The 23437-nt window shown below is 69.7% G+C and carries 22 protein-coding genes; 13 read left to right on the forward strand and 9 right to left on the reverse strand.

Annotated features, from left to right (window positions below; all coding sequences use genetic code 11):
• Positions 1-124 precede the first annotated feature (124 nt).
• Positions 125-691: an endonuclease domain-containing protein gene (locus B7R22_RS19230; RefSeq protein ID WP_172582367.1), complete on the reverse strand. Its 567-nt coding sequence runs from the start codon at positions 689-691 to the stop codon at positions 125-127.
• Positions 692-1512: 821 nt separating this feature from the next.
• Here B7R22_RS19230 and B7R22_RS12700 point away from each other — a divergent pair.
• The 4 genes from B7R22_RS12700 (at position 1513) to B7R22_RS12715 (ending at position 3856) form a co-directional block, all read left to right on the forward strand.
• Positions 1513-2343 carry a spermidine synthase gene (locus B7R22_RS12700; RefSeq protein ID WP_116412244.1) on the forward strand — a complete coding sequence of 277 codons (831 nt, stop codon included), beginning with the start codon at positions 1513-1515 and terminating at the stop codon, positions 2341-2343.
• Positions 2344-2415: 72 nt separating this feature from the next.
• Entirely contained in the window at positions 2416-2595 is a 180-nt protein-coding gene (locus B7R22_RS12705; RefSeq protein WP_116412074.1) for a hypothetical protein, read from the forward strand.
• A 40-nt stretch (positions 2596-2635) separates the two neighbouring features.
• Positions 2636-3148: a tetratricopeptide repeat protein gene (locus B7R22_RS12710; RefSeq protein WP_253259062.1), complete on the forward strand. Its 513-nt coding sequence runs from the start codon at positions 2636-2638 to the stop codon at positions 3146-3148.
• Positions 3149-3322: 174 nt separating this feature from the next.
• Entirely contained in the window at positions 3323-3856 is a 534-nt protein-coding gene (locus B7R22_RS12715) for a SprT-like domain-containing protein (RefSeq protein WP_116412075.1), read from the forward strand.
• 31 nt (positions 3857-3887) lie between these two features.
• Here the strand turns inward: B7R22_RS12715 and B7R22_RS12720 are convergent, their stop codons facing one another.
• Both B7R22_RS12720 and B7R22_RS12725 read right to left on the reverse strand, forming a co-directional pair.
• Positions 3888-4190: a DUF427 domain-containing protein gene (locus B7R22_RS12720; RefSeq protein WP_116412076.1), complete on the reverse strand. Its 303-nt coding sequence runs from the start codon at positions 4188-4190 to the stop codon at positions 3888-3890.
• Positions 4191-4247: 57 nt separating this feature from the next.
• On the reverse strand, positions 4248-4793 hold the full coding sequence (locus tag B7R22_RS12725; protein ID WP_116412077.1) for a hypothetical protein: 546 nt from the start codon (positions 4791-4793) through the stop codon (positions 4248-4250).
• 43 nt (positions 4794-4836) lie between these two features.
• Between B7R22_RS12725 and B7R22_RS12730 the strand changes: the two genes are divergently transcribed.
• The 4 genes from B7R22_RS12730 (at position 4837) to B7R22_RS12745 (ending at position 9364) form a co-directional block, all read left to right on the forward strand.
• Positions 4837-5505 carry a hypothetical protein gene (locus B7R22_RS12730; RefSeq protein WP_253259063.1) on the forward strand — a complete coding sequence of 223 codons (669 nt, stop codon included), beginning with the start codon at positions 4837-4839 and terminating at the stop codon, positions 5503-5505.
• Positions 5505-6164, forward strand: a complete 660-nt coding sequence (locus B7R22_RS12735; protein WP_116412078.1) for a DUF1684 domain-containing protein — start codon at positions 5505-5507, stop codon at positions 6162-6164. Before B7R22_RS12730 ends, B7R22_RS12735 begins: the two co-directional genes overlap by 1 nt.
• Positions 6165-6603: 439 nt before the next feature.
• On the forward strand, positions 6604-8250 hold the full coding sequence (locus B7R22_RS12740) for a DEAD/DEAH box helicase (protein WP_116412079.1): 1647 nt from the start codon (positions 6604-6606) through the stop codon (positions 8248-8250).
• 154 nt (positions 8251-8404) lie between these two features.
• Positions 8405-9364: a nucleoside hydrolase gene (locus B7R22_RS12745; protein WP_116412080.1), complete on the forward strand. Its 960-nt coding sequence runs from the start codon at positions 8405-8407 to the stop codon at positions 9362-9364.
• 180 nt (positions 9365-9544) lie between these two features.
• Here B7R22_RS12745 and B7R22_RS12750 read toward each other — a convergent pair whose 3' ends face one another.
• Entirely contained in the window at positions 9545-10084 is a 540-nt protein-coding gene (locus B7R22_RS12750; RefSeq protein ID WP_116283920.1) for an NUDIX hydrolase family protein, read from the reverse strand.
• Positions 10085-10170: 86 nt separating this feature from the next.
• Between B7R22_RS12750 and B7R22_RS12755 the strand changes: the two genes are divergently transcribed.
• From B7R22_RS12755 to ybaK, 4 genes are all read left to right on the forward strand, one after another.
• Complete coding sequence (locus B7R22_RS12755; RefSeq protein ID WP_116412081.1) at positions 10171-15405, forward strand: ATP-dependent helicase; 5235 nt, start codon at positions 10171-10173, stop codon at positions 15403-15405.
• A complete protein-coding gene (locus tag B7R22_RS12760) occupies positions 15398-16177 on the forward strand; it encodes a DNA-formamidopyrimidine glycosylase family protein (protein ID WP_116412082.1) in 780 nt (259 codons plus the stop codon). The genes B7R22_RS12755 and B7R22_RS12760 overlap by 8 nt, the downstream gene beginning before the upstream one ends.
• Positions 16178-16419: 242 nt before the next feature.
• Positions 16420-17178: an alpha/beta hydrolase gene (locus tag B7R22_RS12765; protein WP_216363447.1), complete on the forward strand. Its 759-nt coding sequence runs from the start codon at positions 16420-16422 to the stop codon at positions 17176-17178.
• Between the two features lie 29 nt (positions 17179-17207).
• Positions 17208-17708 carry a Cys-tRNA(Pro) deacylase gene (gene ybaK / locus B7R22_RS12770; RefSeq protein WP_116412083.1) on the forward strand — a complete coding sequence of 167 codons (501 nt, stop codon included), beginning with the start codon at positions 17208-17210 and terminating at the stop codon, positions 17706-17708.
• Between the two features lie 36 nt (positions 17709-17744).
• Here the strand turns inward: ybaK and B7R22_RS12775 are convergent, their stop codons facing one another.
• From B7R22_RS12775 to B7R22_RS12785, 3 genes are all read right to left on the reverse strand, one after another.
• Entirely contained in the window at positions 17745-18599 is an 855-nt protein-coding gene (locus tag B7R22_RS12775) for an ATP-binding cassette domain-containing protein (protein ID WP_253259064.1), read from the reverse strand.
• Positions 18596-19642: an ABC transporter permease gene (locus B7R22_RS12780; RefSeq protein WP_116412085.1), complete on the reverse strand. Its 1047-nt coding sequence runs from the start codon at positions 19640-19642 to the stop codon at positions 18596-18598. Before B7R22_RS12780 ends, B7R22_RS12775 begins: the two co-directional genes overlap by 4 nt.
• Positions 19643-19711: 69 nt before the next feature.
• On the reverse strand, positions 19712-20677 hold the full coding sequence (locus B7R22_RS12785; RefSeq protein WP_116412086.1) for a sugar ABC transporter substrate-binding protein: 966 nt from the start codon (positions 20675-20677) through the stop codon (positions 19712-19714).
• 149 nt (positions 20678-20826) lie between these two features.
• Between B7R22_RS12785 and B7R22_RS12790 the strand changes: the two genes are divergently transcribed.
• A complete protein-coding gene (locus B7R22_RS12790) occupies positions 20827-21993 on the forward strand; it encodes a Gfo/Idh/MocA family protein (protein WP_116412087.1) in 1167 nt (388 codons plus the stop codon).
• On the opposite strand, the gene B7R22_RS12795 is transcribed toward B7R22_RS12790, so the two are convergent.
• Both B7R22_RS12795 and iolG read right to left on the reverse strand, forming a co-directional pair.
• Entirely contained in the window at positions 21931-22428 is a 498-nt protein-coding gene (locus B7R22_RS12795; protein ID WP_216363448.1) for a hypothetical protein, read from the reverse strand. The two genes, B7R22_RS12790 and B7R22_RS12795, sit on opposite strands and share 63 nt — an antisense overlap.
• A complete protein-coding gene (iolG, locus tag B7R22_RS12800) occupies positions 22425-23435 on the reverse strand; it encodes an inositol 2-dehydrogenase (RefSeq protein WP_116412088.1) in 1011 nt (336 codons plus the stop codon). Before iolG ends, B7R22_RS12795 begins: the two co-directional genes overlap by 4 nt.
• Positions 23436-23437 lie beyond the last annotated feature (2 nt).

A 23437-nucleotide genomic window follows, 5' to 3' on the forward strand; every position in this document is an offset into this window, starting at 1 on the left:
CTTGACCATTTTCGCGCTCTGCGGTATAACCGCGCTCCCCCGCCCGCCATTCCCCACGTCCTCTGCCTCCGTCGTGCCGGCGCCCGTGCCCGCGCCGCAATTCAGGCAGGGGCGTTCTCGGCGTTCAGATAGTGCCTCCCGGCCGCGCATGCCTGAAAAGATGGTCGGCGGGCCGGTCTCCCGACCGCCAGTGGTGGCGACGCCGCCGCACGAAGTCGAGGATCACGCGCTCCGTCTCGGGCCACTGGTGCATCACATGGTGGTAAGTGAGTCGGAGCCTCTCGATGCCGCCGGAGAAGAGCACCAGATCGCGCCTCCGGTCCGACACGAAACCGTCGGCGTTGTCGTGGTGCTCGCGCCCGTCGAGCTCGATGACCAGCCGGTCGCCGACCAAGAGGTCCACCGCGCCGACGCCACGGTGACGGACCTGCGTGCGCACCGCGATCCCGTGTGAACGCAAGCGCAGCCTTACGAGCGTCTCCAGGCCGGACTGGCTACCGCCGTCCGACCGGTCGAGCACCCGCGCGTATTTCTCACCTTGACCGGCGAACTTCCTTCGAAGATCGTGCAGAGTCAGGTCACCGATGGCCAGGTTGAGGGCCGAATCGACCAGGACGACGGCCATTTCTTCGGGAACGCACCCGACAGCGTCTCTGAGCGCGGACGGCAGCGACTCGACGACGTTGAGCACGGAGTCCGGCGACCGCCGCCAATGGATGCACGCCGACGGATGACCTTCCTCGGTAGCGCGGAGGCGGCTGGCATTGTGGCTGACTGACACATGGAGCCGAACGTCGGGAGGCACCCAGAGGCCATAGAGCACAGCGGCACTCGGGCCGGTGAGGGATCCCCCGACGCGCACTGCCGCCACGACATCGGGATGAGCATCCTGAGCTGCGTACCAGCCACGGCGAATCCGGCGGAGGGCGCCCGACTCGATCGCTCTCTCGACCTCTCGCCGCGTGAAGCCTTCGCGCCTCAACTGCGAGATGTGGCGTACTGCCTGTGTCGCGTAACGCTGCACACCCGGATCCGAATACATGGCATCGAGTGTGCGGGTCTGGGAAGCCGCGCGACCGCTCGTTCTGTCGGTCTGTGGAGAACTCGCGCTGTCCCGCCGTCTGTGGAGGAGACCTGCCAGACCGAGGCGGCGGCCCGCGGGCCGGGTGATGGCCACAGCAATAGCCGCAATTCAGGCAGCGCACGGGACGGCGTCGAGATATTGCATAGACCGGCTCGGTGCCTGAATACGGCTCCGGTGGGGGTGGGGGGCTCCGGTGGGGGCGGGGCGGCTCCTGTGGGGCGGCTCCGGTGGGGCGGGGGGCGGCTGCGGGCGGGGTAGGAGCGGTTGCGGGAGGCGAGGACGGTGACGGTGACGGTGGGAGGAAAGAGGAGGGAGCTCCGGGCCGGGCCGGGCGAGGCGGGGGGCGCTAGGGTCGGAGGGTGAGCGAGAGACAGGGGCGACGACGCGCGGAGCAGGGCGGGCATCCCAGCGTGACGCTCGGGAACGGGATGCGCGCGGTGGTCGAGGCCGACCGGCACCAGCCGGGGGCCTTCACGTTGGTGGTCGACGGCACGCCGCAGTCGCATGTGGCACTCGACGACCCGACCTACCTGGCGTTCGAGTACGTGCGACGCATCGGGCACGGGATCGACCTTGTGGCGCCGGAGGGCGAGGCGATCACAGCGCTGCACCTCGGCGGCGGAGCGTTCACGCTCCCCCGGTATGTGGCGGCGACGCGGCCCGGGTCACGGCAGCAGGTCGTCGAGCTCGAGAGCGAGCTGGTCGACTTCGTGCGGGAGCAGCTTCCGTTGCCGCAGGGCGCGCAGATCCGGGTGCGGCATGGCGACGCGCGGGAGGTGCTCGGCAAGCTGCCGCCCGGGCTGAAGGGCACGATCGACTTCCTTGTGGTGGATGTGTTCTCCGGGGCTCGCACACCGGCACACGTGACAAGTGTGGAGTTCTATACGTTGGCATCCGCGCTGATGACATCGACGGGTATCCTCGCCGCCAATGTGGCCGACGGCGCAGGACTCGCCTTCGCGCGCAGCCAGGCCGCGACGCTCTCGGCGGTATTCGCGCACGTCGCCCTGGTCGTCGACCCGCAGGTGCTGAAGTCCAGGCGGTTCGGCAATGTGGTGATGTTCGCGTCGGCTGCCCCTCTGCCGTTCGAGCGGATGCCCCGGCTGGTGGCGAGCGATCCGACCCCCTCGAAGGTCGTCGACGGCGCGGAACTGCGGGCGTTCATCCAGAGCGCGCCGGTGGTGACCGACCAGACGGCCGTGCCGTCGCCACCGCCTGCACGCAGCATCTTCCAAGTGAAACCGGGCAGTGCGGGGTAGGACCGCAGTTCCAGCCAAGAGACCGGCAGCGAGCGCCTGTGGTCGATCAGCCCGAGCGGGGACACTCCGGCCTTGAACAGCACCCTCGTGACGAGCTACTACCAGGGGACGCTCGGGCGGATCCGGGACGTGGCGGTGACCGCCGACGGCACCGGGCTTCTTCTCGTCACCAACAACACCGATGGCAGAGGTTCTCCACAGGCTGGAGACGACCGACTGGTCCGTGTTGCTCTCTCCCCCGGCACATCCTGAGCCGTAAGCTGAAGGAGAACCGAACCAGGAGCGCCCACCCTTGAGCATCATCACCGGCTACGACCCGAAGACCCTGCGCGAGACCGTCGACGTGGCCGCCGCAGAGCAGCGGCTCACCGAACTCGGCTCGCTCCGGAGCCTGTCGGCACTCAACGAGAAGCTCAGTCTGCTGCGCCTGCTCGGGCGGCTCGATGAGGCCTGGGACATCGCGAACGAAGCGCTCCGCCAGGCCCGTTTCTCGGGCGATCGCGAGCAGGGCCTGGCCGCCCGGATCCGCCGCGCCCAGGTTCAGCAGTACCAGGGCAAGCTCGTGCCGGCTCTCACCGACCTGACGATCTGCGCCGAGGAGGCGCACGGTCACGAGTGGACGGCGCTCGAGGCCACGGCCCTCCACAACCGCGGGCGGGTGCTCTTCGACCTGCGCGAATACCGGGAGGCGCTCGCGGACTTCAAGAACGCGGTCGTGCTGTGGGAGAAGGCTGGCGCCTCCATGGACCAGCTCGAGAGCTCCCTCGTGGCGATCGGCGTGGCTGAGGCGTTCCTCGGCAAGTAGCCGCCTGATGTGGTGCGGTCACCGCCTGATGTGGTGCGGTCACCGCCTCCCGCGGCGCGGCCGAGGGGACGCAGATCGCGCCAATGTGCGGGCGGTTGCGCGATGTGCGCCCCTTCGGCGGGAACGAGGGCGAGGTTCGGCGGCGATGTCGGCCGGGTGACTTAGGCTTCAGGCGTGGCAGACCTACACCGCGTGAGAACCTGGGCAGAAGCCCTCATCGCGCTGCACCTCGACAGTGATACGAACCGCGGAGATCAGACCCGCAGCGATCCGACCCGCGGCCGGTGGTCGTTCGGGTTCGACAATGCGAAGACCCGGGCCGGCCAGTGCAACTACTCCCTCAAACGGATCACGGTCTCGCGCTACCTCGCGGCGCGCTACGAAGACGACGAGATCCACCAGGTGCTGCTGCACGAGATCGCCCACGCCGTGGCCGGATCCCGGAGCGGCCACGGCCCGAAGTGGCGGGCCGTGGCGAAGGAGCTCGGCTACGAGGGCAAACGCCTGCACCAGGGAGCAATCGCCGACGAACTGGCGCCGTGGATCGGCACCTGCCCGAGCGGGCACCTGCACTACCGCTACCGGAAGCCGGCGCGGGTGCTGGCCTGCGGTGCGTGTTCTAAACGCTTCGACAGGGCCCACGTCATCCAGTGGGCGCACCGCGAGATCCCGGCCGCATCGAGGCGACCGGCCGGAACCCCGCGGTAGGCGCTGCACTCTGCGCAGCGCCCCGCGCCGGTTACTCGGTGACGTTCACTTCTTTCCAGAACGCCACGTAGTCGCTGAAGTCCTTGCCGACGCGGTCGATTCCCGACGCGTACGGTGTCGGGTAGCTCCAGGCGCGATCCTTCAGCGTCTCGTCGCCGGACTTCACACTGAAGTACTGGCACTCGCCCTTCCACGGGCATGTGTAGGGGGTTGGGCTCGTGACGAGGTAGTCCGAGTTGACGCTCGACGGCGGGAAGTACCAGTTGCCCTCGATGGCGATCAGGTCTTCTTTCGGGGCCTCAGCGATGACGGTTCCGTTGATGACAGCTTTCATGGGTGACCTCCAGATCGTTCGCGGCCTCCGATCGGCCGCTCACCACCATGCAACCACTCAGCTCTGTGAATCGATACCGCTTGCTTCGGCGATCACCTCGGCGTAGCCGGCCGCCACGAGCGCGCGCCCGTTAACGGATGCCGACAACAGGTGCCCGACCGCACGCTCGAGGCCGGTGAACGAGGCGCACGCGACCGCGGCCTCCGGCGAGGAGAAGTCGATCCCGTGCGCTGCGAGCGCGTCGATCACGGCTCCGGCGGCAAGGGTGTCTTCGACGGTGTCCTCCGCGGCAATGACTGCAACCGAGACCCGGTCGCCGGCCAGAACCTGCTGTTCGAGCATCCACCGGGCCGCGCGGGTGCGCGTTCGGAGATCGGCATGGATGACCGGCACGCCCTCGAGCGTCGGCAACACGATGGGCGCGAGCGGTCGGCCGGCGGCCGGGACGTCGGGGAGGGCATCCACCCAGACCAGCACGTCCGCCTGCCGGCCTACCGTCTCGAGCGCCCCGGCACCCCTGCCGAACCGCACCTGGTAGTGGGTCTGCGCAGCGATGGCGCGAGCCTCGGAAACGGGCTGCAGGTCGGTCTCACTCGTGTTCACCCGACAATCGTAGTGCTGTCAACAGGGCGCGGATGGGGCCGGGGTGAGTGAGACTGGGGGCATGAAGGTGATGCTGAAACTGACTCTCGACTGTTCCGTCGACGCCGCATGGCGGGCGCTGCAGAGCCCGACCGTGTTCCGGGAGGTGTCTGCGCCGCTGCTGAAGGTGGTGTCGCTCGAGGAGGGCGGCTTCAGCACGACCTGGCCCGAGGGCGAGAACCGGGTGGAGATCGAAGCGCTCGGCCTTGTTCCGATGGGCCGGCAGGTGATCGACATCGACCGCACGCGCACCCAGCACCCGGGGGTGCGCATCATCCACGACAAGGGGTACGGGGCATCGGGCGCTCTCACACTGATGAAGACGTGGGATCACCGGATGGCCGTGTCGGCCGACCCGTACGACCCGTCGAAGACGCTGTACCGCGACCGGTTGATCATCGGAGCGGGCGCGCTGACCCCGGCGATCTGGGTGAGCATGTGGGCGTTCTGGCAGATCCGCGGGATCCGGTTGCAGCAGCTCGCGCCGACGTGGTCGTTCGAGCCGAAGCATGCGGCGCCGGTCGTGGACGAGGTGGCGGACGGTGGCGCGGCATCGGCCAGGGATGGGGTGGCGGCCGGTGGCGCGGCGGCAGCCGGGGATGGCGCGTCGGGAGGGGACGAGCCCACGGCGGGAAGCGCCCCCTCGGCATCCCACGGCGGGGCGGCGCTCTGATGGCCGACGCCCGCACCGCGATCGAGACGCTCGACTGGCGCCAGCAGGTGTTCGCGCTCTATGCCGAGACGAGAAGGCTGGCGGCCGGCCCCGGCACAGCGGTCGGAGCGCACGGTACCGCCCCCGCCGTGGAGGCGCACAGCTTCTGGCGGGGAGCGCGCGACGAACTGTTCGCTACGCATCCGCAGACCCCGCTGCTGCCGGAGGACCGGGAGGGGTTCGCGGGCCTGCCCGTCGCCGACTACGACCCGGCGTGGCGGTTCGAGGTCGAACTCGTCGCACCCGAGGAGCCCGCCCGCTTCGACTTCGAGACCGGCACCGACGGGGTCGTTCCGTTCGAGCTGGTGGGCCGCACGGATGTGCCTGGCGTGGGCCTCCTCGATGTGTGGCGGCTGCAGTCCTACGGCGGTGGACTGTTCCTGCCGGTGCGGGATGCCCTGGCCGGGCGGGACGGCGGCACCTACGGAGGCGGCCGGTACCTGCTCGACACGATCAAGGGCGCGTTTCTCGGCGAAGGGGCCGCTCCTGCCTCTCTCGTGCTCGACTTCAACTTCGCGTACAACCCGTCGTGCGCCTACGACCCCGCGTGGGCGTGCCCGCTGGCCCCGGCCGGCAACCGAGTGGGTGTCGAGATCCCGGTGGGTGAGCTGTACCACTGAGGAGCTGACCGCTGACGGAGGGCAGCGGAGGGAGGCCACGGGGGAGCGGTCGCGGAGGGGCGGTTGGGAAGCCTGGAGGCAGCGGCCCGACCTGGGCGCCCGGTGTGCGCGGAAGCGCGCCACGGGTCCAATGCGCTAGACTGGAACCACTTGCGAGCGCAATCGCGCGCTCCCTGCGTCGTAGAACGCACCTCTCCGTCACGGAATGGCCCCCAGAAGGCATTCGTCACGGCGATGAATTCTCACGGCGAACGGATGTGCCCACCGGCACCTTCGCCACACTTCCACCGAAGTCCGGCCGCAATCGTGCGCCCAGCCCAGAGCTGAGGCCACGTGAGCCGGAATGAGATCGCGCAGACGCACTCCGCCAGGCACCAGAACGTGCCCGGCACGCGCAGTTCTCCGGCGGAACCGATGCCTGGAAGGCACCGAAACCCCCATGACCATTGCTCCTCCCACCACCGCGGCCGCGGCATCCGAAGCCACCGGCCCTTCGTTCAGCACCCTCGGCGTTCCCGCCCCGATCGTCGCCAAGCTGACGGCCGAGGGCATCACCAGCCCGTTCCCGATCCAGGTCGACACCCTTCCCGACACCCTGAACGGGCGCGACGTGCTCGGTCGCGGCAAGACGGGCTCGGGCAAGACACTCGCATTCTCGATCCCGATGGTCGCCCGCCTCGCCGGCGCGCTGGCCGGTGGCAAGCGTCGCCCGGGACACCCGGTCGGGCTGATCCTCGCACCGACCCGTGAGCTCGCCACCCAGATCTCGGCCGTGCTGCAGCCGCTCGCCGACGCCTACGGACTGAAGTCGACCACCATCTTCGGTGGCGTCTCGCAGGGCCGCCAGGTCACCGCGCTGAAGGCCGGCGTCGATGTCGTCGTGGCGTGCCCCGGCCGCCTCGAAGACCTCATGAAGCAGGGCTTCGTGTCGCTCGACGCAGTGGAGATCACAGTGCTCGACGAGGCCGACCACATGGCTGACCTGGGCTTCCTGCCCGTCGTGACCCGCATCATGTCGAAGACGCCCGAGCACGGCCAGCGCCTGCTCTTCTCGGCCACGCTCGACAACGGTGTGGACAAGATCGTGAACCGGTTCCTCCATAACGAGGTTCTGCACTCGGTGGATGAAGCCAACTCCCCCGTCGCGGCCATGACCCACCACGTGTTCGAGGTGCACGACGCCGAAGCGAAGACCGCTCTCGTTCGGAAGCTCGCCTCGGGTACCGGCCGCCGCATCCTCTTCATGCGCACGAAGCACCACGCCAAGAAGCTGGCACGCCAGTTGATCGACGCGGGCATCCCGGCCGTCGACCTGCACGGAAACCTGTCGCAGGTGGCCCGTGACCGCAACCTCGCCGCGTTCAGCGCCGGTGACGTGAGCGTTCTGGTGGCGACGGATGTCGCGGCCCGCGGTGTGCACGTCGACGACATCGAACTCGTGATCCACGTCGACCCGCCGGCCGAGCACAAGGCGTACCTGCACCGTTCGGGCCGCACGGCTCGGGCCGGCAGCGCGGGTGACGTCGTGACGATCATCCTGCCCGCCCAGCGGAAGGACCTCGACCAGCTCATGCGGAAGGCCGCGATCTCCGTTGCCGTCGAGCGCGTCGGTCTCGACTCGCCCTCTGTCGACGAGCTCGTCGGCGAGGTGGCTGCGTACGTCAAGCCGTCGGAGGCCCCCGTTACGCTCACCGGGGGTGGCCGTTCCGGCGGCCAGGGTGGTGGCTCGCGCGGCGGCAACGGTGGCAACGGTGGCGGTCGCGGTGGACGCGGCGGCCAGGGTGGCGGCTCGCGTGACGGCGGCGGTTCGCAGGGAGCGAACGCCCAGCGGAAGCGCGGTCTGCGTGACGGCGCTGCGGCCGGTGCCGGGGCGGGGGCCGGTTCCGACCGTCCGCGCCGCGGTGGTGCCGGTTCGGGCGGCGCGGGCGGAGCGGGCGGTGCCGGTGGCGGCGCCCGTCGCGGCGGCGGCCAGGGCGGCGGCGGTCGCGGTGGCCAGGGCGGTTCGACCACGGTGTGGTCGAGTGCCGGCGGATCGCAGACGGCTCCGCGCCCGCAGCGTTCGGCTCCGCGCCGCGCTCAGGGCTAGCCCCCTCCTCATCCCCCCTACCCCGGGCCACTCGCAGGGTCTACATGTCAGCGAAGGGACCCATATCGTTCGAACGCTCCGGCGTTGGGACGATATGGGTCCCTTTGCCGTGCAGGGCGCGAGAGGGTGGATGGGGGTGGGGTAATTTGGGGGGATGGAGACCACGAAGGTGCTGCTCGACGTCGACACGGGGGTGGACGACGCGATGGCGATCCTGTTCGCCGTCGCCCACCCCGCGATCGATCTGCTGGGGGTGAGTTGCGTGGCGGGCAACGCAGCCCTGCCGCAGGTCGTGGAGAACACGCTGAAGGTCCTCGACGCGGCCGGGGCCGGCGACATCCCGGTTGCCGCGGGAGCGACGCGCCCCCTCCTGGCGCCGGCCCGGGATGCCTCGCACGTGCACGGCTCAGACGGGCTCGGCGGCATCGAGTTGCCTCCGACGACCCGCAGGGCGGTGGCCCAGGGTTCCGTCGCGATGCTGCGTGAGCAACTGCTCGCGAGCTCCGAGCCCGTGACGATCATCGCTCTCGCGCCGCAGACGAACCTCGCGCTGTTGCTCCGTACGCATCCGGAGGTCGCGGAGAGGATCGAGCGGATCCTGTTCATGGGCGGATCCGCCAGCGTCGGGAACGCCACGCCCACCGCGGAGTTCAACGTGTGGCACGACCCCGAGGCGGCCGCGATCGTGCTCGACTCGGGCATCCAGACGTTCATGTACGGTCTCGACGTGTTCAACCGGGTGGCTGTTCCGCTCGAGACGACCGAGGCCTTGCAGACAAGCGGGAAGCGGGCCGAGCGGCTGGCGGGGGCGCTGCTCTCGCACCGCATCGGCATGGGGCCCGGCAAGCAACCCGTCTACACCGGGCTGATCGGCGACGCGGGCGCGGTGTGCGCTCTCGTGGATCCCGGTGCCCTGCGGATCGAACGGCTGCCGGTCTTCGTCGAGCTCGCCGGAGCGAGCCGCGGCCAGACGGTCGTCGACCGGCGCCAGTTTCCGGGAGAGGACCGGATGCACGGGCTGCACTCGGCCGTCGGGCTCACGGATGTCGCCCTCGAGGTGGACGCGGAACGCTACGTCGAACTGTTCCTGCGGACGGTCGCGCTGCTCGACTAGCCAGGGCGAGGGCGCCGGCGCCGGCGAGGGCAGGGGCGCCGGCGCGCGGCCGACGAGCGCAGGCGCAGGAGCGCAGGTACTGCTGGCGAGCGCAGGCGCAGGAGCGCAGGTACTGCTGGCGAGCGCAGGCGCAGGAGCGCGGGCTCTGCCGGCGAGGGCAGGTGCCGGCGCGCGCAACCGTCAGGCCAGCCGGCCCACCGACGCGAGCGCCGCGCGCAGCAGGGCGCCCCGGCCGCCTTCCATCTCTGCGTGCACAGCGTCGCTCGACGCCTCCTCGGGCGTCATCCACGTGAGTTCGAGGGCATCCTGGCGAGGGTCGCAGGTACCGGTGACCGGGATGACGTAGGCCAGCGAGACCGCGTGCTGGCGATCATCCGTGAAGGCACTGACACCCGGCATCGGAAAGTATTCGGCCACCGAGAACGGGATCGGGCTGGTGGGCAGCTGCGGGAACGCCATCGGCCCGAGGTCCTTCTCGAGGTGGCGGAACAGGGCGTCGCGCAGGGTCTCGCCGTACATCACGCGGCCCGAGACGATCGTCCGTGTCATGTTGCCGCTCGAGGAGACACGCAGCAGCACGCCCACCTCGGTGACCTGCCCGAGACCGTCGACCCGCACGGGAACCGCTTCGACGTAGAGCAACGGCAACCGCCGTCTGATCTCTTCAAGCTCCTGGTCACTCAACCAGCCGGAGTTCGGGTCAGGGGTGCGAACGCTCATGCTTCATTCTCACCCATCCCGCAAGGGTTGCCGCTCACTTGAGGCCGAACGGGGCGAGTGTCAGTGGTATCGGGGAGGATGGAGGGGTGAAGAAGCAGACGGGAACAGCGGCACGTGGCGAGGCGGAATCCAGCGTGCTCGCACGGTTCTCGCCCGCGACCCGCGAGTGGTTCGCCGGCGCCTTCGCCGCGCCGACGGAGGCGCAGATCGGGGCCTGGCAGGCCGTGTCGGAGGGTGCGCACGCCCTCGTGGTGGCGCCCACCGGGTCGGGCAAGACGCTGGCGGCCTTCCTCTGGGCGATCGACCGGCTGATCGTCGAGCCGGTGAAGTCTGCGGCGACCGCTCCGGCGGCCCCGGATGCGGCGGCTCGCCGATCGCGTGCGCGATCCGCCACGCCGACCAGCGGCGGGGCAACTCCGGCGGTCGCGAAAGAGACACCCGTCGGCACCCGCGTGCTCTACATCTCGCCGCTGAAGGCCCTCGCCGTCGACGTAGAGCGGAACCTCCGCGCCCCGCTCGTGGGCGTCACGCAGACCGCGAAACGCCTCGGTACGACGCCGCCGGCCGTGACCGTGGGGGTGCGTTCGGGCGACACGACAGCGAGTGACCGTCGCACCATGATCAAGAATCCGCCCGACATCCTGATCACCACGCCCGAGTCGCTCTTCCTGATGCTCACGTCTGCGGCCCGGGAGACGCTGTCGGATGTGCAGACGGTGATCATCGACGAAGTGCATGCGGTCGCCGCCACGAAGCGCGGCGCGCACCTCGCCGTGAGCCTCGAGCGGTTGGATGCCCTGCTGGAGCGCCCGGCGCAGCGCATCGGTCTGTCCGCCACTGTTCGCCCGCCGGAGGAGGTGGCGAGGTTCCTGGCCGGCGGAGTGCCGGTGACGATCGTCGCGCCTGTCTCGACGAAGAAGTTCGACCTGCGGGTCGTGGTGCCGGTCGAGGACATGAGCGACCTCGGTGCCGCCCCGGCGCTCGAGGGTTCCGCCGCAGCCGCGACACCTCAGCAGGGCTCGATCTGGCCGCACGTCGAGGAGAGCATCGTCGACAGGGTGCTGAAGCACCGCTCGTCGATCGTGTTCGCGAACTCCCGAAGACTCGCCGAGCGACTGACAGCACGACTGAACGAGATCTACGCCGAGCGTCAGGGTCTCGACGTCGACGACGACGGGTTCGTGCAGCGTGTCGAGGGCGCGGGTTCGGAGGCGACATCCACCGCCCAGCGTCCGGTGCAACCGCCCGCCCAGGTGATGGCGCAGAGCGGCCAGACTGGCGGCGCCCTGCCGCTGCTCGCCCGCGCGCACCACGGCTCGGTGAGCAAGGAGCAGCGGGCGATCATCGAGGACGACCTGAAGAGTGGGCGGCTCCGCTGTGTGGTTGCGACGTCGAGCCTCGAACTCGGCATCGACATGGGCGCGGTCGACCTCGTGGTGCAGGTCGAGTCCCCGCCGTCGGTGGCGAGCGGACTGCAGCGTGTCGGGCGGGCCGGGCACCAGGTCGGGGAGGTCTCGCGCGGGGTCATCTACCCGAAGCACAGGGCCGACCTCATCCACTCGGCCGTCGCGGCCGACCGCATGACGAAGGGGCTCATCGAGACGCTCAGCGTTCCGAAGAACCCCCTCGACATCCTCGCCCAGCAGACGGTGGCTGCGTGCGCGCTCGAGTCGATCGACGTCGAGGAGTGGTTCGACCAGGTCAAGCGGAGCGCTCCGTTCAATGCGCTCCCCCGTTCGGCCTACGAGGCCACGCTCGACCTGCTGGCCGGGCGCTATCCCTCCGACGAGTTCGCCGAGCTCCGCCCGCGCATCGTGTGGGATCGCGACGCCGGAACGATCACCGGCCGGCCGGGCGCCCAGCGGCTCGCCGTCACCAGCGGCGGAACGATTCCCGACCGCGGCCTGTTCGGCGTGTTCATGGTCGGCGAGAAGGCGTCGCGTGTCGGTGAACTCGACGAGGAGATGGTCTACGAGTCGCGCGTCGGCGACGTGTTCGCCCTGGGGGCGACGAGCTGGCGCATCCAGGAGATCACGCACGACCAGGTGCGCGTGACTCCGGCGTTCGGCGAGCCGGGCCGGCTTCCGTTCTGGCGCGGAGACGGGCTCGGGCGACCCGCTGAGCTCGGCCGCGCGATCGGGGCGTTCACACGGGCTGTGGGCGGAGCCACCGAGGCGCGCGCCCTGGAGCTGGCCCGCTCGGCCGGCCTCGACGAGAACGCGGCGACGAACCTCGTGACGTTCGTCGCCGAACAGCGCGAGTCGACCGGGCACGTGCCGAGCGACCAGACGCTCGTGGTCGAGCGGTTCCGTGATGAGCTCGGGGACTGGCGCGTCATCCTGCACTCCCCCTACGGGATGCAGGTGCATTCGCCGTGGGCGTTGGCCATCGGGGCGCGCATCCGCGAGCGGTTCGGGGTCGACGGCGGGGTCGTGGCGAGCGACGACGGCATCGTGGTGCGACTGCCCGACACCGAGAGCGAGCCGCCCGGCGCCGACCTGTTCGTGTTCGATGCCGACGAGTTCGAACTGCTCGTGACCACCGAGGTGGGAGGGTCGGCACTGTTCGCGTCGAGGTTCCGGGAGAGCGCGGCGCGGGCGCTGCTGCTGCCCCGGCAGAACCCCGGCAAGCGGTCGCCGCTCTGGCAGCAGCGGCAGCGGTCGGCGGCGCTGCTGGAGGTCGCCCGGCGGTATCCGACGTTCCCGATCATCCTCGAGACCGTTCGTGAGTGCCTGCAAGACGTCTACGACCTGCCCTCGCTGAAGGCGCTGGCCAGGGAGATCGAGAGCCGGCGCATCCGCATCATCGAGACAGAGACGCCCGAGCCGTCGCCGTTCGCACGGTCGCTGCTGTTCGGATATGTGGCCTCGTTCGTATACGAGGGCGACAGCCCCCTGGCCGAGCGCCGGGCCGCAGCGCTGTCGCTCGACCCGACACTGCTGGCCGAACTGCTGGGGCGTGCGGAGCTCCGCGAGCTGCTCGACCCCGGCGTCATCGAGCAGACCGAGCGCGAACTGCAGCGGGTCGCTTCGGGGCGGCAGGCGACGGGTGTCGAAGGGGTCGCCGACCTGGTGCGGATGCTCGGGCCACTCAGCATCGACGAACTCGCTGAGCGATTGACCGACGGGGACTCCGCCTCTCTGCATGTGGCCGCGCTGCTCGACGCCCGGCGGGTGCTGGCGGTGACGATCGCGGGTGACGCCCGGTTCGCGGCCATCGAAGACGCGAGCCGGCTGCGGGATGCCCTCGGCGTGCCGATTCCGTTCGGTGTGCCCGACGCGTTCATCGAGCCGGTGGAAGATCCGCTCGGCGACCTGGTCGGGCGATACGCGCGCACGCACGGGCCGTTCACGGCGCCGGAGGTGGGCGTGCGGCTCGGTCTCGGGTCGGCGGTGGTGCACGAGACGCTGAAGCGGCTCGAGGCGGCGCGGCGGGTGGTGGAGGGTGAGTTCCGGCCGACCGGGGTGCCGGGGGCGCGGGGGGCTGGCGGTGCGGGTGTTGTCGGCGCGGGTGTTGTCGACGGAGCCGACGGTGGCGGCCGTGCTGCCGGAGGCGTCGGCTCTCGCGGGGAGGCTGCGGAGGTCATCCCGCTCACGCCTGAGTTCTCGCGGTTCGCTCACGCTGCCGCGTCGAGCGAGTGGTGCGATAACGAGGTACTGCGGCGACTCCGCAGTCGTTCGCTCGCCGCCCTGCGGCACGAGGTCGAGCCTGTCGATGCCGCGGCGTTCGGCCGTTTCCTGCCGGTCTGGCAGCACGTCGGAGCAAACCTCCGAGGGGTGGACGGCGTTCTCACCGTCATCGAGCAGCTCGCTGGGGTGCCCGTGCCCGCCTCTGCCTGGGAGACGCTCGTGCTCCCCTCCCGCGTGCGCGATTACAGCCCCGCGATGCTCGATGAGCTGACGGCGGCGGGCGAGATCGTCTGGTCGGGCAGCGGATCCTTGGCCGGCAGCGACGGCTGGGTTTCACTGCACCTGGCCGACACGGTGCGCGTCACCCTGCCCGAGATGCCCGAACTCGAGCCGAGCGACCTGCAGTCCGCCGTGCTGAAGACACTGGCCGGTGGCGGGGCGTACTTCTTCCGGAACCTGTCCGACGCAGTCGCCGACGAGCTGGGCAGCGCGGCCGAGAAGGCGCGGGTCGAGGCGGCCGAGAGTGCCGCCGACGCGCAGCGCGCCCTGGCGGAGTCGCTCCGGCCGAAGAATCCGCGGCGTACGCCGAAGTCGGGCATCGGGTCAGGTGGGACCGGCGCTGGTGGGTCAGACGGCGGCGAGCTCGTGGCTGCGGCCGTGGGCGCCAGCCCCGTGCATCCGGTGCCCGCCGCCCTGCCCGGCGCGGGATTCTTCACCGACGAGCAACTCGTGACCGCATTGTGGGATCTCGTCTGGGCCGGCCGCATCACGAACGACACCCTCGCGCCGCTCCGCACGCTCACAGGCGGAGGCGCGTCGGCGCACACCGTCAAGCGCTCTGCACCGCGGGCGCGCATGTACCGGGGGCGCGCGTACTCGCGACCGACGATGGCCACCCGGGTGGGGCCTCCGACGGCCGGTGGGCGCTGGTCGATGCTTCCGCGAGCGGAGCGGGATGCGACGCTGCGCGCCCACGCGACCGCCGAGTTCCTGCTCGACCGGTACGGCGTGGTCACCCGAGGGTCCGTGATGAGCGAACACCAGCCCGGCGGCTTCGCGCTCACCTACCGCGTTCTCAGCCAGTTCGAGGAGACCGGGCGCTGCCGGCGCGGCTACTTCATCGAGGGCCTCGGCGCCTCGCAGTTCGCAACCGGAGGCACCGTCGACCGACTGCGTGCCTTCTCGGCCGACATCCTGCGCGACCAGCGCGGTGAGTCCGGCGACGCGGCTTCTGCGAGCAGCGGAGGTACAGGAGGCGGGATGCTCGGCCACGACCCGCGCGCGCCAATGGCGTCCGAGGCAGGGCGGACCGCCCGCGCGAGCGAACGCACACGGGCGCTGACACTCGCCGCCACCGACCCCGCGAATCCGTACGGCGCAGCGCTGCCCTGGCCGCAGGGCGAAGGGCACCGCCCGGGACGGAAGGCCGGCGCACTGGTGGTGCTCGTCGACGGGGAGCTGGCGCTCTACGTCGAACGCGGAGGCAAGACCGTGCTGGCGTTCATCGAGAACGAGGAGGCGCTCATCGAGGCAGCCGACTCACTCGCCCAGACGGTGGTGTCGGGGCGGGTCGACAAGCTCACGATCGAGAAGATCAACGGCGAATTCTCGGTGGGGACATCAGTGGGCCGGATGCTCGAGGTCTCCGGATTCAGCAACACCCCCAGAGGGCTGAGGTTGCGGAGTGCCTGAGGGCGACACCGTCTACCGCACGGCGGAGCATCTGAACGCGGTGCTCGCCGGTACGGTGCTGACCGGCTGCGACATCCGCGTTCCGAAGTTCGCGACCGTCGACCTGACCGGCAAGACCGTGGACGACGTGGTGAGCCGCGGCAAGCACCTGCTAATGCGGGTCGGGGAGTTCAGCATCCACTCGCATCTGAAGATGGAAGGCACCTGGCACCTCTACCGGCAGGGAACCCGCTGGCGGAAGCCGGCGTGGAAGGCGCGCGCGATCCTGTCGAACGCGGAATGGACGGCCGTCGGCTTCGAACTCGGGCTCGTCGAGGTGCTGCCGCGGGACCGCGAGGACGAGGCCGTCGGATACCTCGGGCCCGACCTGCTCGGGCCGGAATGGGATGCGGCTGAGGCCGAGCGACGACTCGCGAGCGACCCTGCCCGCGAGATCGACGTCGCCCTGCTCGACCAGCGGAACCTCGCCGGGCTCGGAAACGTGTACGCCAACGAGCTGTGCTTCCTGCGCGGGGTGCTGCCCACACGGCCCGTCGGCGAGGTGCCGAAGCTCGACGCGGTCGTCGGGCTCGCATCCCGCCTCATTCTTGCCAACCGCGACCGCGTGGAGCGCACGACCACGGGCGACCTCCGGCCGGGGAAGCAGGTCTGGGTCTACAACCGGGCAGGCCAGCCGTGCCGGCGGTGCGGTACGACGATCCTGAACGGCAAGCTCGGAGCCACGGAACTCTCGCTGCGCGACACGTACTGGTGCCCGCGCTGCCAGACCTGAGGCGCGGGGCGCGGGCCGCCCGCAGAACACCGTGCACGCGGCTCGCCGGCCGCAGCTCCCAGCGGTGGCCAATAGGGTGAACCTGTGATCGAAGCATCAAGAAGCGGGCGCTTCAGCGCACCAAGATCGTCGAGGGCCAACTGCGCGGGCGCGAGAAGGCCATCGACGAGCTGGTGCGCATCTTCGAACTGAGCCGCAACCGCAGCGAGTAGTCGGGCGAGCCGGCTGGTAGATTCGGGGTCGTGACCGACTCTCCCCTCCGCGCAGCCATCGACGATGCCGTGGTCGTCTGGTCGGTTCCGGCCGACGAACTGGCCGATCGCCTGCCGACCAGCCCCCTCGTCATCATCATGCACGGCTACGGCTCGCACGAGAACGACCTGATCTCGCTCGCACCGCTGCTTCCCGAGGGGACGATCGCGGCCTCCCTGCGTGCACCGCTGGTCGCGCCGCAGCCCATCGTCGACGGTTTCGCGTGGTTCACGATCGGCCAGCCGGGCAACCCTCAGATTTCGGGACTCGACGACGCCGCGGCATCCGTTCTCGAGTGGCTCGACCGGGTCGAAGCGGCCTACGGGACCGCGCCGAGCATCACCACCCTCGGCTTCTCGCAGGGCGGAGCCATGGCCGTGCACCTGCTGCGCACGGCACCCGCGCGGTTCGCCGCTGCGGTGAACCTGTCGGGCTTCACCGTCACCGGCGACGCGCCCGGCGACCAGGTGTTGGCCGTGACGCGGCCCCCGGTGTTCTGGGGCCGGGATGTCGCGGACCCGATCATCACCGCCGAGGCCGTCGCGCGCACCGAAGCGTGGCTGCCTGGGCACTCCACCCTCACGGCGAACCTCTACCCCGGCATCCTGCACGGGGTGTCGCAGGAGGAGATCGGCGACGTCACGGTCTTCCTGCAGGCAGCTCTCGGCCTGAGTGACCCCGACGACGCGCCGGCATCGGCGACTGCGACTGCGCCGGCGCCTGCGGCAGCGACCGAAGCTCGCGGCTAGCGGCGACCGAGCGTACGGGGCTCCCTGTCGTGGCACGATCATCGGGGTCGAGCGAGGGCCCGACGACGGCCGCCACAGTCGCCCTCACCGCAGCCGGGGTCGCGTTCACCCCGCACCCCTACCAGCACGACGCTGCGACCACGGACTTCGGCGCCGAAGCCGCAACGGCCCTCGGCCTCGACCCGGAGCGCGTCTTCAAGACCCTCATGGTCGACACCGACCGGGGGCTGGCGATCGGCATCGTCTCCGTCTCCTCGAAGCTCGATCTGAAGGCCCTGGCCGGCGCGATCGGCGCGAAACGTGGCGCGATGGCCGAACCGGCTGTCGCCGAGCGGAAGAGCGGCTACGTGCTGGGCGGTATCAGCCCGTTCGGCCAGAAGACACCGCTGCCGACGGTTCTGGATGACCTCGCCATCCTGTTCGACACGATCTTCGTCTCGGGCGGACGCCGGGGGTTCGACATCGAGGTGCGGCCGGAGGACCTGCTGGCCGTCACCGGCGGACAGCTGGCGACGATCCGCCGCGAATGAGCGCGGAGGAGGATCGCCGCCAGCTGTGCCGCGGGGTCATTCGGCCTGCCGGTTCTCGGCTTCCAGCTCTTTCACCAAGGGCGAGTCCGTCCCGAGTTCCCCTTCGAGTTCGTGCGTCAGCGAATCGAGTTCCGCGCCGCCCGCCATCAGGCTGGTCAGCTCCCCCAGCGTGATCTTCGACTTCTCGAAGTCGCCGATGCTCTCGCCGCGGTTCAGGAGCAGGAACCGGTCGCCGACAGGGAAGGCGTGGTGCGGGTTGTGGGTGATGAAAACCACCCCGAGCCCGCGGTCGCGGGCCCTCGCGATGTAGCGCAGCACCACTCCGGACTGCTTGACGCCGAGTGCGGCGGTCGGCTCGTCGAGAATGAGCACCCGCGCACCGAAGTAGACCGCCCGGGCGATCGCCACGCACTGGCGCTCTCCGCCGGAGAGGGTGCCGATCGGCTGATCCACGTCCCGGAGGTCGATGCCCATGTTGAGGAGCTCGGTGAGGGTGATCCGCTTCATCTCCTTCACGTCGAGGCGACGGAACGGACCCGAGCCGCGGGTCAGCTCGGAACCCAGGAAGAAGTTCCGCCAGACCGGCATCAGGGGAACCACGGCGAGGTCCTGGTACACCGTGGCGATACCCCGGTCGAGCGCCGCCCTCGGCGACGAGAAGGTGACGGGCTCGCCGTCGAGCAGCAGCTGCCCCTCGCTCGGCGTGTGAGCGCCGGCGAGGATCTTGATGAACGTGGACTTGCCGGCCCCGTTGTCACCGAGCACGCAGGTGACCTGCCCTGCGTTGACGACGGTGGAGATGCCCGCGAGGGCGTTGACCGCCCCATAGCTCTTGCCGATGTTGTTGACCTCGAGGATGGTGACCCGGGTCTTCGGTTCTGTGCTGGTCACTGGGCTCCTCCTGAAGCTCGTCTGCGAACCCAATGGTTGAGGAAGACGGCGAGCAGCAGCATCGCGCCGAGCACCGTGCGGAGCCAGTTCGTGTCCCACTGCGCAAAAGTGATGCCCTGGAAGACCATTCCGTAGATCAGCGCGCCGAGTGCCGCGCCGACCGCCGATCCGTATCCGCCGGTCAGCAGGCAGCCGCCGACGACCGCGCAGATGATGTAGATGAACTCCTGGCCGACACCCGTGTTCGCCTGCACCGTCGAGGTGCGGAACAGCGAGATCATCCCGACCAGCCAAGCGGCACCCGCGGTGGTCATGAACAGACCGATCTTGGTCTTCATCACCGGCACACCGACCTGGCGCGAGGAGTTCAGGGCGCCGCCCACGGCGAAGATCCAGTTGCCGGCGCGGGTGCGCAGCAGCACCCAGGTGGCGATCGCCGTGACGACGATCCACCAGACGACGGAGACGTAGAACACCCCGCCGCCGATCGTGATCGACGAACCGAACAGGGGCTGGATCGAGTCGTAGTTCGGAACCTTCGCCATGCCCTGGATCGAGACCTGGCCGGTGAGGAGCTTCGTCACGGCGAGGTCGGCCCCGGCCAGCACGAAGAAGGTGCCGAGGGTGACGATGAAGCTCGGCAGCCCGGTGCGCATCACCACGTAGCCGTTCAGGGCGCCGATGGCGAGCGCGACGATCAGCGAGATGACGGCCGCGACCCAGATGTTCAGGCCGAACTGGGTGGTCAGGATGCCCACTATCAGGGCGGTGAAACCGGTCATGACGCCGGCGGAGAGGTCGAACTCGCCGCCGATCATCAGCAGGGCCACGGCAACCGCCATGATGCCGAAGGTGGAGGCGGATTCGAGCCACACTCCCGCCCCGGGGAGGGTCAGGAAGGTGTTCGTGTAGATCGAGAAGAAGACCAGAACGGCGAGGGCGGCAACGAAGGCCCCCGTCTCGGGCCGGGCGAGAATGCGCCGGATCGGGCGGCGTTCGACACGAGGTCTGAGGGCGATCGTCATGATGTCGGTCGTGGTCACGGTGTGTCCTTTCGGGAGAGGGATGCGGAGGGGCGGCCCACGGGCCGCCCCTCCGTCTGGACCAGCGTGTTAGCGCGTGCCGTTCTTGGCGAACTCCGCAACCGAGGCGGCGTTGTCCTTCGTGATGAAGGCAGGGCCGGAGTACACGGGCTGACCGCCTCCGATGATGTTCCCGTTGATGCTGTCGAGGTACAGCGCCGTCACGCCGAGGAATCCCTGCACGTAGGGCTGCTGGTCGACCGCGAACAGGATGGTGCCGGCCTGGATGTCGGCCACGACGTCCTCGGAGAGGTCGAAGGTCGCGACCTGCGCCTTGCTGCTCGACTCGCTGACGGCGCCCACGGCGTCGAGGGCGTACTGGCCGCCGAGGGTGAGAACACCGTCGATGCTGGGGTCTGCCTGCAGCTTCGACTTGATGGTCGCCTTGACCTCGGAGTCGTTGGTGCCGTCGACCTGAAGGTTGGTCATGGTGCCGGAGAACTTCGACGCCGCAGACTTGCAGCGCTCTTCGAGCCCGACGTTGCCGGCCTCCTGGATGACACAGAGCACGTTCTTCACACCGGAATCGCTGAGCTTGGCGCCCACCGCTTCACCGGCGACGGTCTCGCTCTGCCCGATGTGGGTGATGGCTCCGAATTCGGCGGAGCGCTCGATGCCCGAGTTGATGGTGACGACGGGGATGCCGGCGGCGACGGCCTTCTTGATGCTCGACTCGAGCCCGTCGGGGTTCGCCATCGAGACCACGATGCCGTTGACCTTCTGGGCCACGGCATTGTCGATGAGCTGCGACTGCTTCGCCGGGTCGGGATCGGAGTTGTAGGTGATCGTCGAGCCGTAGTTCGTGCCGGCCTGTTCTGCGCCGGACTTGACGCGGTCCCAGAAGGCGTCGCCCGGTCCGGAGTGGGTGATGACCGCGTAGGTGAACGTGCCACCACCTGCGGCTGCGGTGTTCGTCGTCTGGCCTGTTCCTGAACAGGCTGTGAGCAGAAGACCGGCAACGGCGGCAATGCCGATGCCTGCGAGGAGTCTCTTCATGGGGTGCGTTCCTTCGTGTGGGCGACGTCTGTGTCGGCATGAGTCTGCGCTACCGGCAGACCGGCTGTCAATAGTTTGTCCATACATTCTGTCATTAGGCGTATTCTGGGTACTCTCGATCGCTTCCAACGAAGAACTGGGGATACCGGATGACCGACCGTACACACATCGGAGTGGGACTCGTCTCTGTGGGATGGATGGGGCGCCTGCACTCCCGCGCCTACCTCGCAGCAGCACACCACTACCCGGAGCTCCCGGTTCGGGCCGAACTCGTCACAGCCGCCGATCCGGATGCCGCCTCCAGGGAGCACGCCACCGATGTGCTCGGCTACCTCGATGCTGTCAGTGATTACCGCGAGGTGCTGTCCGACCCGCGCGTGGACGTCGTTTCCATCTGCTCCCCCAACTTCCTCCACCACGAGATCGCCCTCGCTGCGATCGCGGCCGGCAAGCCGTTCTGGATCGAGAAGCCGATGGGGCGGGGTGTCGCAGAGTCCCGCGAGATCGCCGAGGCCGCGACGGCCGCCGGCCTCGTCTCCTCCGTCGGCTTCAACTACCGGCACGCACCCGCAATCGGACACGCCCGGCATCTGGTGCAGAGCGGCGCGCTCGGCACGGTCACGAATGTGCGTGTCGCCTTCCTGGCCGACTACTCGGCCGATCCGCTCGGCGCTCTGACCTGGCGATTCAAACGTGAGCTCGCCGGGAGCGGTGTGCTCGGCGATCTGCTCTCGCACGGCGCAGACCTCGCGCAGTACGTGGTGGGGCCGATCTCCTCCGTGACGGCGATGACGGAGACGTTCATCCGCGAGCGGCCGCTCCCCGCGGGTGGCGCAGCCAGTCATTTCAGCCGGGGTGCAGAGGATGCCCCGCTCGGCCCGGTGGAGAACGAGGACTACGCAGCCCTCCTGGCGCGCTTCGCCGGCGGTGGGGTCGCGGTGCTGGAGTCGAGCCGCGTCGCCGTCGGGCCGCGCGCCCAGTACGTGCTCGAGGTCTTCGGCACCAACGGGTCGCTCCGCTGGGACTTCCAGCGGATGAACGAGCTCGGGATCGCCGACGACCTGTCGGGTTACCGCACAGTGCTGATGGCCCCCGGGATGGGCGAGTTCGCGCGCTTCCAGCCGGGGGCCGGCACCGCGATGGGGTTCGACGACCTCAAGACCGTCGAGGCGGCCCTGTTCCTCCGTTCGGTTCTGGAGAAGCAGCAGTACTCGGCGTCGGCGACCGACGCCTGGGCTGCGGCCGAGATCGTCTCAGCCGCCGAGTCGAGCGCGGCGTCGGGCGGCTGGGTGAACGTCGGGCAGACGACGGCCTGAGCCGCGGACCGGCTGGCGGTCGGTGGCCGGCATCGGGGCCCCCACCGCCCGACCGGCGCCCCTCCACCCCTGCCGCACGAGTTCGACGAGGTTCCCACCGCTGACCGCGAGGCGCGGCAGCACCGGCAGGCCGCCGGAATCGAGTCCGGTGCCGTGCAGGTTCAGCCGGAGCGAGTCGACGACCTCCGCCTGGCGAAGGGACTCAGCCGCGGTCGACAGCAGTTCCGCGATGCCGTCGTCGCTCGTGAGATCCCCCCGCAGGTAGCCGGTCATCGACGAGATGACAGCCCCGGTCGAGGCGATCGCGGGGAGGTCCTTGGTGCTCCAGTCCCAGATCTCCACCTCGAAGCCGCGCTGGTGCAGGCGCGACACCCGTTCGGCGAACGGCAGGTCGAGGTAGAGCATCTCAGCCGAGGCGGCCAGCCGGAACGTCATGCGAGGTCCACAGCCACCGAGAAACGCTGCTCGGCCGAGCGCTGGGCGGCGTCGGCCAGGATCAGCGCCGCGCGGCCGTCCTCAAAGGTCGGGCTGGTCGAGGCCTCTCCGCGTGCAAGCCGGATGAACTCCTCGAGCTCCGCGGCGTAGGCCCCGGCGTAACGCTCCAGGAAGAAGTCCTGGTAGGGGGGGCGGGCCTCCACGGCTACTGCCGTCGACACGCTCACGAGGCTGGTGCCCTCGTTGGCGACGTGCAGCATGCCCTTCGCACCGAATGCCTCGATGCGCTGGTCGTAGCCGACGGCGCTGTGCCGCGAGTTCGTGATGGTCACGATGGCTCCGGATGCTGCGCGCAGCACGGTCACGGCGGTGTCGAAGTCGCCGTGCTCCCGTGCGCCCGGGTCGAACGTGCGTGTTCCCGTGGCGCTCACCTCAACGATGTCGGAGACGAAGAAGCGGGCCATGTCGAAGTCGTGGATCGTCATGTCGCGGAAGATGCCGCCCGAGACGCCGACGTAGGCCGCGGGCGGAGCCGAGGGGTCGCGGCTGATGATCGAGAGCTGCTCGATGTCGCCGATCTCCCCGGCGGCCACCCGGCGGCGGGCCTCGGCGAACCCTGCGTCGAACCGGCGGTTGAAGCCGAGGGCGATCGGGACCCCGGAGGACGCGACCCGGCCGCGCAGGGCGTCGACCCGCGAGATGTCGAGGTCGATCGGCTTCTCGCAGAGCGCCGGGATGCCGGCGTCGATGGCCGCGGAGAGGAGGTCGACGTGGGTGGCCGTCGGCGAGGCGATCAGCACGGCGTCGACCTCACCCGAGGCGAAGACCTCCTCGGCGGAGTCCGTCACTCGGCCACCATGGGTCGCTGCGGCCGTCTTCGCGCCGTCGATGAACGGATCGCACACCCAGCTGAGGGTGGCGTTCGGCGACGCGGCGATACTGGCCGCGTGCACCATGCCGATGCGGCCGGTGCCGATGAGACCGAAGCGGAGGGGTTTCTGGGTCACGT

The organism is Subtercola boreus, from assembly GCF_003399635.1.
GTDB classification, from domain to species: Bacteria; Actinomycetota; Actinomycetes; order Actinomycetales; family Microbacteriaceae; genus Subtercola; species Subtercola boreus_B.

What these genes read in the sequence shown, in the direction of transcription:
- B7R22_RS12740 (WP_116412079.1), top strand. Translation starts at nt 6,604, where the DNA reads ATGACCATTGCTCCTCCCACCACCGCGGCCGCGGCATCCGAAGCCACC.
- B7R22_RS12700 (WP_116412244.1), top strand. Translation starts at nt 1,513, where the DNA reads ATGCGCGCGGTGGTCGAGGCCGACCGGCACCAGCCGGGGGCCTTCACG.
- B7R22_RS12720 (WP_116412076.1), bottom strand. Translation starts at nt 4,190, where the DNA reads ATGAAAGCTGTCATCAACGGAACCGTCATCGCTGAGGCCCCGAAAGAA.
- B7R22_RS12785 (WP_116412086.1), bottom strand. Translation starts at nt 20,677, where the DNA reads ATGAAGAGACTCCTCGCAGGCATCGGCATTGCCGCCGTTGCCGGTCTT.
- B7R22_RS12745 (WP_116412080.1), top strand. Translation starts at nt 8,405, where the DNA reads ATGGAGACCACGAAGGTGCTGCTCGACGTCGACACGGGGGTGGACGAC.
- B7R22_RS12750 (WP_116283920.1), bottom strand. Translation starts at nt 10,084, where the DNA reads ATGAGCGTTCGCACCCCTGACCCGAACTCCGGCTGGTTGAGTGACCAG.
- B7R22_RS12735 (WP_116412078.1), top strand. Translation starts at nt 5,505, where the DNA reads ATGGCCGACGCCCGCACCGCGATCGAGACGCTCGACTGGCGCCAGCAG.
- B7R22_RS12795 (WP_216363448.1), bottom strand. Translation starts at nt 22,428, where the DNA reads ATGACGTTCCGGCTGGCCGCCTCGGCTGAGATGCTCTACCTCGACCTG.
- B7R22_RS12790 (WP_116412087.1), top strand. Translation starts at nt 20,827, where the DNA reads ATGACCGACCGTACACACATCGGAGTGGGACTCGTCTCTGTGGGATGG.